The following is a 13,924-nucleotide window of genomic DNA, read 5'->3' as shown; positions in this document are numbered from 1 at the left end:
TGTCCTGTCCGGCGCCGCCCTGATGACGTTTTATAGGCGCCGAAGTTGCGCCCATTTTTTCGGGTTTCAAAGCAAGCAAAGGAGCATGCACATGAGCGGAACCGTAGTTGTAGGAGTCGATGGCAGCGCCACGGCCAGAAAGGCAGCGGAGGCTGCAAGAGACCTCGCCACAGCACTTGGCGCGACCCTTCATGTGGTGTCGGCCTTTGACAGCGACCGCTCGGACGTCTTCGGCACGGGCAGCAGCAAATGGCTCGTCTCGGACGCCGACAAGGCCGAACACGTCGCCAGATCCGTGGCTGACACCCTCGGCGGGGACATCAAGATCACCTACGCTGCCGCCTCCGGCCGGCCGGCCGATGCCCTGATCAGGGAAGCACTGAGCAAAGAGGCCCGCCTCATCGTGGTGGGCAACCGCCGGATGCGGGGCATTGGACGCGTCCTGGGCAGCGTGGCTAACAGCGTGGCTCACAGCGCGACCTGCGACGTCTACATTGCCAACACTTACGACGACTGATTTTTCACGAGGAGCCCAGATTGCATGACGTAGTAATTGTTGGTGGCGGTGCCGCGGGACTTGGCACCGCGTACTACCTGCGGGACTCGGGGCTGGACGTCCTCATCCTGGAGTCCGGCCATGACATCGGCGGCCGGTCACACACGGTGCAGCTCGCCGGAACGTCGGCCAATTCCGGCGCGATGTTCGTTTACAAGGGAACGAAGTCGGAGGAGCTCGTGAATGAGCTGGGGATCAGGACTGTTCCTTTCCTCCCGGAAACGTACGGCATCCACGTCAACGGCAAAACCGTGGTGGCGGCGGCCAACGAGGATGTTGTGGCCGGCCTCAACCTCACGGACTCTGAGAAAACCGAGCTGATCAAGTTCATTGATACGTCCCTCACGGAGTACCGGGACTACGTCAATGACAGGACCACAGCCGGCGAACTCAACAAACTTTCCGGCGAGACGGTGGCCGACCGGATCGGCGACCTCCAGCCGGCTGTCCGGGACATTATTGCCACCGCAATCCGTGGCGGCGCCGTCGGCGATCCGGCCAATCTTTCAGCCAAGTACGCGCTGCGCTATTTTGCCAGCTACCTGGCGCGGGAGAAGGACAACCGCCTGTTCGCGCTGGAGGGGATGCAGGCCATCCCGCGGGCCATTCTGCAGCGCCTGCCTGGGGGCACGGTCCGCTACAACACGCAGGTAACGGACGTGACCCTGCTCGAAGAGGAGGGCGTCTACCAGGTTTCAGTGACGGACGACGGCGGCCACCACACGCTCACTGCCAAACATGTGGTCCTGGCCGTTCCCGCCCCCGTGGTTCCCGGCGTCGTCAAGGACCTGCCCGAGTGGAAGACGACGGCGCTCAACCGCGTGGCCAGCCCCGGCAGCACTACGCTGAACATTGTTGCAGACATTGAAGGGCTCCCGGAGTTCAAGGACTGGGCCTTCATCGTGACCGTCGGGATGCCCTTCGACGCCATCATCAACCCTGTCCCCGGCGGCACAGAAGAGACCTTGAAGGCAAACATCCTCCAGTTGACCTGCTACGGAAATTCCTCGGGCTACCTTCCGGGATTTGCCGACGACGAGGAACGGCTCGCGCAGTGGATGGAGGACGTGTACACGGTGGCACCCCAGCTCCGCGGGCGGGTCCTCGGCGTGCACGCCCAGACCTGGCAGCACTGCTTTGCCCTGCTCAGCCCGGAGCGGGCAGCAGCCCTGCCTGAGCTTCAGCGTTCCATCGGGTCGCTGCACTTTGCCGGCGACTACACGTCAGAGACCGCCGGCACCCACGGGGCCTACACCGAGGCAGAACGCGTTGCCTCGCTGATCCGGGCATCCCTGAAGCCCGCGAGTTAGGCACGACGGCGGCATGGGCCTCGTCTGGGTCCATGCCGCCTTACCCCCAACGCCCCGTCACATCCTGCCGCCCCCACCCCAACGCCCCGTCACATCCTGCCGCCCCTACCCCGACCCTCCATCAGATCCTGCCGCCCCCACCCCGGACGCCCCATCAGATCCTGCCGCTTCTACCCCGACGCCCCATCAGATCCTGCCGCCCCCACCCCGACGCTCCATCAGATCCTGCCGCTTCTACCCCGACGCTCCATCAGATCCTGCCGCTTCTTCCCAATCCCTCGCGCACTTTGCAAGGGCAGCGGACACCAGCCCCCGGGCAAAGGCACGGTCAGGTCCGGAGCGTTTTAAGTGCGGCGGACCAGGAGATGAGCTGATCCAGCAGAGGTTTCAACGCCTCTTCAGCGTCATCGCTCGGCGTGAAGACGGTGTAATTCTCGAATTCTGTTGCGAAAGGCAGCGCCACCTGCGCTCGGACGCCGGCCATTTGCAGTTCAGCCGTGATCAATCGGAGGTTCTCAACAGCCCGCACTCCCCCGGCGCTTCCATAGCTGACAAACCCCGCGGCCTTGTTGTTCCACTCCGCGTAAACGTAGTCCAGCGCATTCTTCAGCGCCCCCGGGACTGAATGGTTGTATTCGGCCGTCACGAAGACAAATCCGTCGAAGCGCGCAATGGCCTCGGCCCAGACCTTCGTATGCTCGTGCGAGTACTGACCCATCGACGGCGGCATGGGCTCGTCCAGCAACGGAAGGTTGTAGTCCGCCAGGTCGAGCAGCTCGAAGTCCGCGCCGCCCCTGGCAACTGCGCGGGAAAGCACCCACTCTGCAACCTGCCGGCTGCGGCGCTGCGGACGCGTACTGCCAACGACGACCGCAATCTTCATCATGATTCACCCTCCGCTCATCGAGGCTGTCCCTCAGTACAACGCAGTCGACGAGCCCGTTAGTCCGGTCGCCAGCCAACGCCTCCTCATATCCTGTCGCCTTTCCCTCGACCCTTCCTCAGATCCCGCCGCCGTTTCTCAATCGCCTCCCCAGCCCGGTGCGGCCAGATGAGGAAGGGTCCGGAACAAGGCAACGAAAGGTGAGGAACGGTCCAGGAAAAGGCGACGAAAAGTGAGGGAGCGTTTTGTCTTGGCCCATCCCCATGCATCACCGAGAGCAACATTGTTGCAACTCTGGCAACCCAGCAAGTTTCCCTCGCGGCGCACCGCGCCCGCCCCAAGCCGACCTTCTTCCCCGAAGTAACCAGAAAATACCCATTGACGGGTGAGCGCCGTCACGTCTAGTCTGGTGCAACAGCGTTGCAGTGAAAGCAACCCGAGATTTCATTGGTGGACACATGAAACCCCCGACATCCCAATTTTCCGAAGCGGCCGGAGCAGCAGCGCAGCTGAGCGGCCAGGCCGGCCCCGTCAACGAAAAAGCACCCCACACCGGCGACGACGTCAGCAAGGACACCCGACGCCGGGTGGTCACCGCGAGCTTCATCGGCAACTTCGTCGAATGGTTCGACTACGCCGTCTACGGCTACCTGGCCGGCGTCATCTCCACGGTCTTCTTCCCGGAGGCAGACCGGCAGACGGCGCTCCTGGCGACCTTCGGCGTCTTCGCCATATCGTTCTTCGTCCGTCCGCTGGGCGGCTTCTTCTGGGGCCACATCGGCGACCGGCTCGGCCGGCGGAAAGCACTGTCGCTTTCCATCGTCATCATGTCCGTGGCCACGTTCTGCATTGCCCTGATCCCGGGCTACGGGACCATCGGCATCCTGGCGCCGGTCCTGCTCCTGCTGGTCCGCGTGGTCCAGGGATTCTCCGCCTCGGGCGAGTACGCCGGCGCCTCCGCCTTCCTGGTGGAGTACGCACCGGCGGGAAGGCGCGGACTCTATGCCGCCGTCGTACCCGCCAGCACGGCCGCAGGCCTGCTCCTCGGCTCCCTCCTGGCCGCCCTGCTGACCACAACACTCAGCGAAGCCCAGCTGCACGAATGGGGATGGCGGCTGCCGTTCCTGCTGGCTGCACCCATGGGCCTGATCGGCCGCTACATCCGCACCAAGCTCGAGGACACCCCCGCGTTCCGTGCCCTCGCCGATGACAAGGAAGGAACAAAGGCACCCGCCAGGGACATGTTCCGGAACAACTGGAGGCAGCTCATCATTGCCACCGGCGCGGTGCTCCTGAACGCCGTCGGCTTCTACGTCATCCTCAGCTACATGCCCACCTACCTCAGCGAGGAACTGGGGTTCGGTGCGGGTGAGTCGTTCCTGGCCACCACCATTGCGCTGGCGAGCTACATCGGCTTCATCTTCCTGACGGGCATGGCCTCGGACCGGTTCGGCCGCAAGACCATGCTGCTCACCGCGTCCGTGCTGTTCATGCTGGTGACGGTGCCGGCGTTCATGCTCCTGGACACCGGCAACTTCCTGGTGATCGTGCTGGTCCAGATCCTCCTGGGCGGCATGCTCACCCTCAACGACGGCACGCTGCCCAGCTTCCTGGCCGAACTCTTCCCCACGAAGATCCGGTACAGCGGCTTCGCCGTCAGCTTCAACGTCTCCAACGCCCTGTTCGGCGGCACCGCCCCGTTCATGGCCACCCTCCTCATCGGCCTCACGCACAACAAGCTGGCCCCCGGCTGGTACCTCGTGGCCGCCTCACTGGTTTCCCTCATCGCAGTCCTGTTCGCCGCGGAAACTTCCAAGAAGCCCCTGCAGCAGCACTGACATCACCACCCCAAGAAAAGAAAAGGAAAGAGCAGCATGACCACCACCGAGAACGAAGCCGTAAACGACGTCGCCAAGCTCGAGCGCCTGAAGGTCCTCAACAACGGCGAGAAAGTGGCCCTGACCTTCTCCGACGCCGAGTTCGAGCGCCGTCTCGCCGGCCTCCGCCGGATCATGGCCGAGAAGGACCTGGACGCCGTCGTCCTGACCAGCTACCACTCGATCAAGTACTACTCCGACTTCCTGTTCACCTACTTCGGCCGCTCGTACGCCATGGTGGTCACCAAGGAGGACACGGTCACCGTCACCGCAAATATCGACGCCGGCATGCCCTGGCGCCGCAGCTACGGCGAGAACCTGGTGTACACGGACTGGCGCCGGGACAACTTCATCCACGCGATCCAGGAGGTGCTGCGCACCCGCGGCATCAACGTCCGCCGGCTCGGCGTCGAGGACGACTCCCTGCCGCTGGACAACCGCAACAAGATCCAGGCCGCGTTCGAGTCCGCCACCCTGGTGGACGTGGCGCAGGCGGCGATGCGCCAGCGCATGATCAAGTCCGGCGAGGAAATCGAGGTCATCAAGCACGGCGCCCGGATCGGCGACCTGGGCGGCGAGGCGATCCGCAACGCCATCAAGGCCGGCATCACGGAATACGAGGTGGCCCTGATCGGCACCGAGGCCATGGTGCACGAGATCGCCCGCACCTTCCCCAACTCCGAGATCCGCGACACCTGGGTCTGGTTCCAGTCCGGCATCAACACCGACGGCGCGCACAACTGGGCCACCACCCGGAAGATCCAGGAGCACGACATCCTGAGCCTGAACTGCTTCCCCATGACCTCCGGCTACTACACGGCCCTGGAGCGGACGCTGTTCTTCGGCGAACCGGATGCCCGCTCGCTCGAACTGTGGAACATCAACGTCGAGGTGCACCGGCGCGGCCTGGAACTCATCAAGCCCGGCGCGGTCTGCAAGGACATCGCCGCCGAGCTCAACGAGATCTACATTTCGCACGGTCTGCTCGCCAACCGCACCTTCGGCTACGGCCACTCCTTCGGCGTCCTCAGCCACTACTACGGCCGCGAGGCCGGACTCGAACTGCGCGAGGACATCGAGACCGTCCTCGAGCCGGGCATGGTGGTCTCCATGGAGCCGATGATCACCGTCCTGGACGGCCAGCCCGGAGCCGGCGGCTACCGCGAGCACGACATCCTGGTGGTGGGCGAGGACGGCGCGGAGAACATCACCAAGTTCCCGTTCGGCCCCGAGCACAACATCATCAGCGCCTAAATCCGGCCAACCAGCAACAGGGCATGCCCTCCCCCGCCCGCCGAGAACGCAAGGCTGCAATTTAGCAGCGTTGGGTTAAGTACGACGGCGGATGGCGGGGAGGGCGTGCCCGTCACCTTCTGTGCAAAGAAATATAGTGAACACTATGACTCCCCCGGTTTCCCCAGAGGCAGGCAACGGCGACGCCCGCGGCGCCTCGGTGATCGTCAACGCCATCGCCGTGCTGCGCAGCTTCACCGCCGACGAGCCCATGCTGGGCGTCACCGAAATCGCCAGCCGCGTGGGCCTGCACAAGAGCACCGTGTCCCGGATCCTGGCCACATTCGAGCAGGAGCACCTGGTGGAACGGGACCCGGACACCCGCCGCTTCCGCCTGGGGCTTGGCCTGATCGCGGTGGCCGGACCGCTGCTCGCAGAACTCGAGGAACGGCGCGTGGCGTACCCGGTGCTGCGGGAACTGACTGAACGCACCGGCGAAACCAGCGCGCTCATGGTGTGGAACGGCAGCGAGTCCATGTGCGTGGAGCAGATCGCCAGCCGCCAGCAGGTCAAGCACACCACCCCGCTCGGCGCCCGGTACAGCGACGCACTCAGCGCCTCGGTCCAGATCTTCCTCGCCGCAGAACAGCCCGAGCGGGTGGGCGCCCTGCTCCGCAGCGGCACCATCACCCTCCCCGGCCTCGATGACCACTCCGTCGGGGCGTACCTGCAGCGGCTGGAGGAAGTCGGCGAGCGCGGCTGGGCCATCAACTACGGCGAGACGTCCATCGAGGAAGTGGGCATCGCCGCCCCCGTGTACGACCACCGCGGAAACATCGTGGCCGCCGTCCTGATCCCCGCCCCCAAGTTCCGGGTCTCCCCCGACACCCTGCAAAGCCTCGGCGAAGCCTGCGCCAGCGCGGCCCGGGAGGTCACGCAGCGCCTGGGCGGTGCGGCCCCCAGGGAGCGCCGCAGCGCATAGGCCCGCCTGCACGCCGCGGCGCATAACTTCGCCAGCGCGCCGCGATGTAACGCATCAGACCTTGGGCATTTCCGCCCCCGCCGCGGTCGGGGATATCGCAGGGACGGTGTCGGAGTCCCGGGACGCCAGGGGTCGGGCGGCGCGGGTCCCCGTCCCGGCACCGGCGAGGCTGACGGCAAGTACAGACGCCAGCGCCAGTGCCGACGCCGGCCCCAGCACGGCCCACGGTGCCCGCTCAACATAATTAATGCCCTCGGCCAGGACGAGGCCCCACTCCGGTGAAGGCTGCTGCGGGCCCAGGCCCAGGAACCCGAGCGCGGCGAGGGCCAAAGCAATGCCGGGCAGCCGCAGCATGGCATGCCGGGCCAGCGGCCGGATCACTGCCGGCAGGATGTAGCGGACCATGATGCGTCCGCGTCCCACCCCGAGGACTGGCAGGATCTGCACATAGGGTTGCGCGCGGGCTTCCTGGGCCAGCGCTGCCGTGTGGGCTGCCAGCGGCGCCCAGCTCACGGCGGCAACGGCCAGCGCGGCGCCCATCGGGGAAGGTCCGGTGACCGCGGCGACCACCAGGCCTGCCAGGATGGGCGGCGCCGCGTTGGTGACCTCCACCGGCCCTGCCGCCGCCAGCGGGAAAAGGCCAACGGCTATCCCCACCACCAGGCAGACCAGCACCACCAGCAGCGCAGTCCCCAGCGTGGCGACGGCGCCGTGCCCCACCCGGGCCAGCAGGTCCCGGCCGCTGGCGTCGGCCCCGAAAGGCAGCGACCACGCGGGTGGCGCCAGCCTGGGATGGGCAGAGGTGTACGGATCCCGCAGCAGTCCTGCCGCTACAACCAGCAGCAGGGCGGCGGCTGCCCCAGCCGGCACCGCCAACGCCCTCCGGTTCCGACGCCGGGAAGGCACCGGCAGGGGAAGCGTGCCGAAGCGGACCGCAGGGCCGAGCAAAAGGTAACGCACCGCCGTCGTCAATGTTCCGACGGCGAGCGCCAGGCCCATCAGCGCGAGCATGCCGGCCTGCAGGGCGGGAATGTCCTGGGCGCTGGCGGCGCCCAGGAGGGCGCGGCCCAGGCCGGGGATGGCATAGACCTTTTCAACTGCCACGGCGCCGCCGGTCAGCCCGATCAGGACCAGCCCCACCTGCGGCAGCACCGCCGGCAGTGCGCGCCGCAGGACCGCGGCCACCAGCCGGGCAGGGTGCGCGCCGGCCATCTGCCAAGTGGCAACCCAGCTTTCGCCGAAGGCGGCGCGGAGTGCGTCGGAGAGCAGCAGACCCATCAGGCCGCCGGCCGGGATGCCCAGCGAGAGGGCCGGCAGCACGGCGTGCTCCGGCCCGGTCCAGCCGAAGGGCGGGAACCAGTTCAGCCAGATGCTGCCCGCCACCAGCAGCATGGCGGCCAGCAGGAACTCGGGCAGCGCAGTCAGCGCGGCAGAGACCGCACCGGAGGAAGGCCTGCGCCGCTCCCGGACACCGTCCGCCAGTGCCGGGATGCAGGTCATCAAAGCAATCAGCACGGCCACGGCGACGGCGAACCCCATCAGCGTGACCGAAACGCCCAGGGCGGCGGCAATGCCCGGCCCCACGGGAGTGTTGCTGATCCAGGAGGTGCCGAGGTCTCCGCTGAAGACCCCCGGATCCAGGCCAGCAGGAGTGTTCCGGGGCCCTCTTCGAGGCCGAGTTCCGCGCGGACGGCAGCCAGCGCCTCGGGCGTCGGCTCCCGGTCCGAGTACCGGGCTCGGAGAATGGTGTACTCCGCCCCGCGGCCGGAAAGCCACGGCAGCAAGCCCACCAGCGCAGCCAGCGCCAGCAGGGCGATGACCCGCGACGCGGTGATTTTCAGGAAGGCCCCGGCAGGCATCAGCCGGAGATCCCCGTGCTGCTGGTGATCAGGGCGCGTTCACGCGGATCCCGCTCCACCCCGCGTACCCGGGCGGATTCCCCCTGGATGACGCGTTCGTGCAGCAGGGGGATGGCGGCATCGCGGGCCAGGATGAGGCTCTCCGCGGCGGCGATGGCGGCGCGGCGTTCCGGCCCGGCGGGAATGGCGGCGGCCTTGGCGAGGGCGCGGTCCACGCCGGCGTCGCAGAACTGGGAGATGTTGAAGGAGCCGGCGCAGGAGAAATCGCTGTAGAGGTAGGCCACAGGGTCGCCCGAATCCAGCACCGTGGCCCGGGACAGGATGAAGGCGTCGAAGGCGCCGGCCAGGGCGTCCGCCTCGATGTGCTGGTACTCGCGGACATCCTGCTCCACGGCGAACCCGGCGGCCTCCAGCTGCTGTTCCAGCTGCACGGCAACTTCGGGCAGCTCCGCCCGGTCCGTGAAGGTCCCCAGCCGGATGGGTGTTCCCTTGACGGCTTTGGCCGCAACCCGCTTGGCTAGGGCGGCGGCGTAGCTGCTGCTGCCGCGTTCGTCCGCCGCCCACGGGAGGGCAGGGCCCAGCAGACCGGAAGCCTTGTCCGCCCGGCCTTCATAGACCCGGTCAACGATGGTTCCGGCGTCGATCGCCTCGCGGGCGGCCGCACGGACGGCGGGATCGGCGAAGGGCCCGGAGGAGGTGTTGAGGTACAGGGTGTTGGTGCGGGGCATGGGCACCTCGTGCACCAGGGCGGGGTCAACCTGGGCCACCTGGCCCACCGGAATGGCTTCGACGATGTCCGCGCCGCCGGTCCGCAGGGCGGCTGCACGCGCGGTGCCGTCCGGAACGAACTGCACGTCGACGCCGGCAGCCCCGGCAGGCTCTCCCCAGTAGCCGTCGAAGCGGTCCAGCCGGGCCGAGGACGTACCGTTCACGGACACCAGGCGGTAGGGGCCGGTACCGGCGTTGACGGGATCAACCACGCCGCCTTCCTTGTAGGCCGCCGCGGACAGCACCGCCAACTGGGGGCTGGAGAGCCTTTGGGGCAGCAGCGGGTCCGGCGTCGCCGTTTTAATAAGGACGGCGGTCCCTTCAGCCTGTGCCTTCAGCTCCACGCCGTCCAGAATCCTGGGCTTTGGGCTGGCCTGCGCAGCGGCGGTGATGGAGGCTGCCGCCTCGGCGGAGGTCAGGGCAGTGCCGTCGTGGAATTTGACGCCCTGCCGCATGGAGAATTTCCACGACGTGGAGTCCAGTTGCTGCCACTCCGTGGCCAGTGCCGGCCGGGCCTCCCCCAGGTCATCCAGCACCACCAGCGTCTCGGCGGTCTTCCAGCGGGATAGCTTGAACGCGTCGTCGCTCAGCGGTGACAGACCGGACCGCGGCGGCAGGAGCATGGCAAGCCGGACCCGTCCGGAGTCATTACCCGTTCCTGCCGACTTCTCGTTGCCGGCGGGAAAGCACCCGGCCAGACCCGCTGCCAGCAGCACAGAAAATAGTGCGGTTACCCCTGTTTTTAGTCGCGGTTTAGCCACGGTAGTACCTGTTCCTTCTGTTCATCATGAAAGTGGCCCCCGCCCTGGGAGCCGGAGCTATGCGTAAGTGCGCAGCAGGTCCGGCGATGCCTCGAGAAGGGCCGCCGTGGCCTCATTCCGGGGATCCTTAAGAACCTGGTGTGTGGGACCGTGCTCCACGATCCGGCCGTCGTCGAGGACAGCAGTGGTGCCGCACATCCTGGCTGCAGTGGCAAGGTCGTGGGTGACCAGGAGCAGTCCCAGGCCGTCGTGCCGGACCAGGCTGTCGAGCAGGGCCAGGACGGTGTCCCGCAGTGGCAGGTCAAGTCCACTCACGGGCTCGTCGGCCAGCAGGTAGGAAGGTGAGGCAACCAGTGCGCGGGCCACGGCGACCCTCTGGTTCTGGCCCCCGGAAAGCTCGCCCGGGCGGCGGTCCAGCAGCGCTGCAGCCACCTCCACACGCTCCAGTGCCTGGGCCACCAGCATCCGGTGGTTTCCCTCGACCCGCAGTTGCCGGAGCGGCTCAGTGAGCAGCTGGGCCACGGTCATACGCGGATCCAGGCTGCCGGCAGGGTTTTGCGGAACGTACTGCACGGACCGCCGGTACCAGCGGAGGGCCCTGGCGGAGCCCGGCTGAACGGGACGGGGACCGAGGGACACCGTGCCGCTGGAGGGCTTGGTCAGCGCCAGCATGATGCGCACCAGCGTGGACTTGCCGGACCCGGAACGTCCCACCAGGGCTGTGCTGCTCCCCGGGGAGAGCCGGAGGGTTATGTCCTGAAGCGCGTGCCCGGGAGATTTTCGCAGAAAGCCCCGCGGCGGGTAGGCGAACGAGAGGCTGTCCGCCGTGAGGTCGCCGGGCGTGGGAGGGCAGGTTGGGGGGCGGCCGGTTGAGCCGCCGGCATTCGTTCCTCCGGTGCGGGTGGTGACGCGGAGGGCGTCGCTCACGCTGCTGCCCGTTGTGCTGCTGCCAGTCACGCTGCCGCCAGTCACGCTGCCGCCGCCAGCGGCAGTGAAGCCCGCCTTCCGGCCTCGACCAAGCGCCGGGCATACGGGTGCTGCGGGTTGTCCAGCAGCTCGCGCATCGGAACGTCCTCGACGATCCTGCCTGCCGACATCACCAGCGCCCTGGTGCACAGGGACGCCGCCACCGGCAGATCGTGCGTGATGAAGACAAGGCTGCGGCCCTCAGTCGCCAAGGTGCGGAGGGTGGCAAGAACTTTGCGCTGGGTGACCGCATCCAGCGCGGTGGTCGGCTCATCGGCCACCAGCACGTTGCTGCCGCAGGCAAGGGCAAGCGCGATGCACACCCGCTGAAGCTGCCCGCCGGACAGTTCCCCCGTGTATCGCGGCAGGATCCGGTCGGTTCCATCCATCCCAGCACGTACCAGCAGCCGTCCGGCCTCCGCCTGTGCTTCCCGCCGGCTAAGGCCGAACCTGCGCAACGGCATGGCCACCTGCTTGCCCACCGGAACCAGCGGGTTGAGTGCACTGGCCGGATCCTGCCTGATCAGTGCAGCACTACCGGCACCGGGCCGGGTGCCGGCCGTCGTGGAAAAGGCTACGTCACCGCTCGCGGTGATTCCTTCCGGCACAGTGCCAGTCAGGGCTGAGGCTGTCAGGGACTTCCCGGAACCGGATGCACCAAGCAGTGCCACTCGCTCCCCTGTACCAACGGTGAACGTCAGCGGCTGCACCAACTCCCGGGCACCGAGGGAAAGCGCGAGGTTCCTTACCGACAGGGCGGGAGTTGGCATCGTGGGGTCATTTCTAGGAAGGCTTACGGGACCGCCTCATGCTATCAATAATCATTCGCATTAATGAATCCGAGCCTATATCTGGTCCTGCACGGCACCTTATGAGGCAGCAGGAAATTATGAGGCAGCGGGAAACCTGAACTGTGAGGCCCTGGCAAGCCAGACGGCGATGAGCCCCTCCCAGGGACTCATCGCCGTCGCTTGCCTTTTATGCGCGGATCTCTCCGCGCGGTCTATTTTGTTGTGGCTACTTGGTGGCCTCCGCGGGGGCTGCAGCGGCGGCGGCAGGTTCGGTTGCCGGGGCCGGTGCCGGTTCCTGGATTTCTTGCGGAGCCGGTGCAGGCGCAGGCGCCGGAGCAGGCGCGGGAGCGGGAACCGGGTCGACAACGGGAGCCGGAGCAGGAGCAGGGGCCGGCGCGGGAACCGGAGCCGGTGCGGGAACCGGATCCACAATCGGAGCAGGTGCCGGGGCCGGAGCTGGCGCCGGAGCGGGAGCCGGAACCGGATCCACAACCGGAGCGGGGGCCGGAGCAGGTGCGGGAGCTGGCGCAGGTGCCGGTGCCGGTGCTGGAGCCGGATCGACAACCGGGGCCGGGGCGACCACCGGCGCCGGGGCCGGGGCGACAACCGGCGCCGGTGCTGGAGCCGGCTCGACAACCGGGGCCGGGGCCGGGGCGACAACAGGTGCAGGAGCCGGAGCCGGTTTCGTCGGCTTGGGCGCAGTGACCGTCGGAGCCGGAGCCGGCTTGGTCACCTTCGGCGCGCCCTTCGGAGCGGGAGCCGGCTTTGCAGGTTTGGGCGCGGCAACCTTCGGGGCGGGAACCGGCTTTGCAGGCTTGGGCGCGGCAACCTTCGCGGCAGGCAGCGGGGTCAGCCAATCTGAAGGCGTGGCTGCGGAAACGGACGCGGCGGGCTGCCAATAGATCGCCGCGGCAACAGCGCTGGCCGCCGTTTCATGCCCTTCGTCCGACGCATTGTTGTGAGCACTCACGCCGACCGGAATAGCCCAGCTCGGCGTCCCCGAAGCGGTGCCGTTGCGGTAGTCGGTCATCTTCACACCGGGAACCGGCCCGGCGGAACGGTGGCGCAGCAGGGTCCAGTTGTCGGGGTCCGCGTGTTTGCCGTTAAGAATGGTTTCGAAGTGGAGGTGGCATCCGGTTGATGCGCCGGTGGTCCCGACCTTGGCGATGAGTTGCCCCACCTGGACGGTCTGGCCCTTCTTCACACCGATGCCTTCGAGGTGGTTGTAGGTGGTGATCAGGCCGTTGCCGTGGTCGATTTCCACACGGTTGCCGCCGCCCCACGGATGCCATCCCACTGTCCGTACCACGCCGGCATCGGCTGCATAGACGTTGGTGCCGCAGGCTGCAGCAAAATCCTGGCCCCAGTGGAACTCACCCGCCGAGCCGGTGATGGGACTTGTCCTGAGGCCAAAGTGCGAGGTGGGGACCAGGACGGCCAACGGCGCCATCAGGGTTCCGGCCGCCGGGCGCCGCACCTTGGTGGAGAGCACGTCGAGTTGCTGGTTCACCGACTGTGCCACGGTGAAGACGGGAGTCTGGCTGTAGGACAGGAACGCGTTCCCGGAGGCCGTGACGGAGCTTGCGCCCGAAATGGAGGGGCCCGAAACGGAGCCGGAGGCAACGGCGCCGGATCCGAGTGCCCCGTTGACGGAGACGGCGGCAGCCACCTCCGCGGGCAGTTGCCCGGACGAAAGAACGGGGCCAGTGCCCGGGAATCCAACGGCGTAGACCGCCAGGAACGCTGTGCCCGCGCCGACCCGGACGGCACGGCTCAGGACGCCACGGCTCAGGACGGCAGGACGCGGGTCCTGCGGGATGCGCCGGTCGACGGCTGGCGTGGTCCGGTCAGCGGCAGGTTCTAGATGCTTTGCCAATTGGTTCTCCCCAGTGAAGGCCACCCGATGCTGTCGGAATGGTGGTGGATGGCGGCTGCTCG

Annotated in this window: 12 protein-coding genes; 5 read left to right on the top strand and 7 right to left on the bottom strand. The window is 67.4% G+C overall.

Annotation, left to right across the window (positions count from 1 at the left end; genetic code table 11):
* Positions 1-91: 91 nt before the first annotated feature.
* Positions 92-517 (top strand): universal stress protein, encoded by a 426-nt coding sequence (locus BWQ92_RS15550; RefSeq protein ID WP_076800910.1) that lies wholly within the window; start codon positions 92-94, stop codon positions 515-517.
* Between the two features lie 20 nt (positions 518-537).
* A complete protein-coding gene (locus tag BWQ92_RS15545) occupies positions 538-1,866 on the top strand; it encodes a flavin monoamine oxidase family protein (protein WP_076800908.1) in 1,329 nt (442 codons plus the stop codon).
* 328 nt (positions 1,867-2,194) lie between these two features.
* Here the strand turns inward: BWQ92_RS15545 and BWQ92_RS15540 are convergent, their stop codons facing one another.
* Positions 2,195-2,752 carry an NADPH-dependent FMN reductase gene (locus tag BWQ92_RS15540; protein ID WP_076800906.1) on the bottom strand — a complete coding sequence of 186 codons (558 nt, stop codon included), beginning with the start codon at positions 2,750-2,752 and terminating at the stop codon, positions 2,195-2,197.
* A gap of 455 nt (positions 2,753-3,207) precedes the next feature.
* Between BWQ92_RS15540 and BWQ92_RS15535 the strand changes: the two genes are divergently transcribed.
* The 3 genes from BWQ92_RS15535 (at position 3,208) to BWQ92_RS15525 (ending at position 6,841) form a co-directional block, all read left to right on the top strand.
* Complete coding sequence (locus BWQ92_RS15535; RefSeq protein ID WP_076800904.1) at positions 3,208-4,587, top strand: MFS transporter; 1,380 nt, start codon at positions 3,208-3,210, stop codon at positions 4,585-4,587.
* 36 nt (positions 4,588-4,623) lie between these two features.
* On the top strand, positions 4,624-5,880 hold the full coding sequence (locus BWQ92_RS15530; protein ID WP_076800902.1) for an aminopeptidase P family protein: 1,257 nt from the start codon (positions 4,624-4,626) through the stop codon (positions 5,878-5,880).
* A 145-nt stretch (positions 5,881-6,025) separates the two neighbouring features.
* On the top strand, positions 6,026-6,841 hold the full coding sequence (locus BWQ92_RS15525) for an IclR family transcriptional regulator (RefSeq protein WP_076800900.1): 816 nt from the start codon (positions 6,026-6,028) through the stop codon (positions 6,839-6,841).
* A 54-nt stretch (positions 6,842-6,895) separates the two neighbouring features.
* On the opposite strand, the gene BWQ92_RS15520 is transcribed toward BWQ92_RS15525, so the two are convergent.
* The 6 genes from BWQ92_RS15520 to BWQ92_RS15500 form a co-directional block, all read right to left on the bottom strand.
* Entirely contained in the window at positions 6,896-8,425 is a 1,530-nt protein-coding gene (locus tag BWQ92_RS15520; protein ID WP_236782976.1) for an ABC transporter permease subunit, read from the bottom strand.
* Positions 8,380-8,700, bottom strand: a complete 321-nt coding sequence (locus BWQ92_RS24355; RefSeq protein ID WP_236782975.1) for a hypothetical protein — start codon at positions 8,698-8,700, stop codon at positions 8,380-8,382. The genes BWQ92_RS15520 and BWQ92_RS24355 overlap by 46 nt, the downstream gene beginning before the upstream one ends.
* Positions 8,700-10,184, bottom strand: a complete 1,485-nt coding sequence (locus BWQ92_RS15515) for an ABC transporter substrate-binding protein (RefSeq protein WP_257787651.1) — start codon at positions 10,182-10,184, stop codon at positions 8,700-8,702. The genes BWQ92_RS24355 and BWQ92_RS15515 overlap by 1 nt, the downstream gene beginning before the upstream one ends.
* A gap of 102 nt (positions 10,185-10,286) precedes the next feature.
* Positions 10,287-11,186 (bottom strand): ABC transporter ATP-binding protein, encoded by a 900-nt coding sequence (locus tag BWQ92_RS15510; RefSeq protein WP_236782974.1) that lies wholly within the window; start codon positions 11,184-11,186, stop codon positions 10,287-10,289.
* 11 nt (positions 11,187-11,197) lie between these two features.
* Positions 11,198-11,965, bottom strand: a complete 768-nt coding sequence (locus BWQ92_RS15505; protein WP_076800896.1) for an ATP-binding cassette domain-containing protein — start codon at positions 11,963-11,965, stop codon at positions 11,198-11,200.
* 247 nt (positions 11,966-12,212) lie between these two features.
* The gene (locus tag BWQ92_RS15500) at positions 12,213-13,862 is read right to left on the bottom strand and encodes a M23 family metallopeptidase (RefSeq protein ID WP_157365174.1); all 1,650 of its coding nucleotides are present in this window, start codon (positions 13,860-13,862) and stop codon (positions 12,213-12,215) included.
* Positions 13,863-13,924 lie beyond the last annotated feature (62 nt).

It is taken from the genome of Arthrobacter sp. QXT-31, assembly GCF_001969265.1.
GTDB lineage: Bacteria > Actinomycetota > Actinomycetes > Actinomycetales > Micrococcaceae > Arthrobacter.
The sequence above is the reverse complement of the archived record's forward strand: the minus strand, read 5'-3'. Positions and strand labels throughout refer to the sequence as shown.

Bases quoted from the DNA above. Each gene is read 5' to 3' on its own strand.
- BWQ92_RS15550 (WP_076800910.1), top strand. From the start codon at position 92: ATGAGCGGAACCGTAGTTGTAGGAGTCGATGGCAGCGCCACGGCCAGA.
- BWQ92_RS15540 (WP_076800906.1), bottom strand. From the start codon at position 2,752: ATGATGAAGATTGCGGTCGTCGTTGGCAGTACGCGTCCGCAGCGCCGC.
- BWQ92_RS15535 (WP_076800904.1), top strand. From the start codon at position 3,208: ATGAAACCCCCGACATCCCAATTTTCCGAAGCGGCCGGAGCAGCAGCG.
- BWQ92_RS15530 (WP_076800902.1), top strand. From the start codon at position 4,624: ATGACCACCACCGAGAACGAAGCCGTAAACGACGTCGCCAAGCTCGAG.
- BWQ92_RS15525 (WP_076800900.1), top strand. From the start codon at position 6,026: ATGACTCCCCCGGTTTCCCCAGAGGCAGGCAACGGCGACGCCCGCGGC.
- BWQ92_RS24355 (WP_236782975.1), bottom strand. From the start codon at position 8,700: ATGCCTGCCGGGGCCTTCCTGAAAATCACCGCGTCGCGGGTCATCGCC.
- BWQ92_RS15505 (WP_076800896.1), bottom strand. From the start codon at position 11,965: ATGCCAACTCCCGCCCTGTCGGTAAGGAACCTCGCGCTTTCCCTCGGT.